At 46.7% G+C, this 561-nt stretch carries 1 protein-coding gene; it reads right to left on the minus strand.

The window, feature by feature from the left end; translation table 11 throughout:
- On the minus strand, positions 1 to 561 hold a 561-nt coding region (locus J7438_RS27175), incomplete at both ends, for a hypothetical protein (RefSeq protein ID WP_209279126.1).

The raw sequence follows: 561 nt of genomic DNA on the forward strand, positions 1-561 counted from the left end.
TTCCTTCAGAGTGCAGGGCAATAAACTGTTTGGCTTTATTCAGGATAAACAGACAGCCTATCAGCAAACCATAAATACGCTCCCCGGTATTTTGGGGGTTGTGAAACAGAATGGTTCGAGGCAGGTCGAATGCTGCGCCTTTGTGCAATTGCTCTGTCAGCTGATCAAGGTTATCCGTGAGATATTGCAGCGTATCGTTCAGCAATCTGGTTTCTTCAGCAAATAACAAACACCATACCGGCTTCTCAACGCCAGGAACGAGAACGGGCAGTCGTGATGCATTTCCGTCGGTTACTCTGGTGTCAACATGAACCTTAAACCCCATTGTCTTTATACCCAGATCACCATCTTTAAGATGAATACTCCAGGCCTTTGGCAGTTTCATCGCCTGACATCCCGGGACAGGCCAGATGATGACGCTTTGGGGGATGTCTGACTCACTGTCGGTGTTCAGTGCCTGCAGCTTGTCAAAAAGGGTTCTGACAGATGCTTCTTTCGTGCAGATAATATCAATATCATCAAATGATGAGTGGAGGTTCTGTAAAAAGCGTGCGTATGAAC

The organism is Thalassotalea sp. G20_0 (assembly GCF_017744175.1).
Taxonomy (GTDB): domain Bacteria; phylum Pseudomonadota; class Gammaproteobacteria; order Pseudomonadales; family Endozoicomonadaceae; genus Endozoicomonas.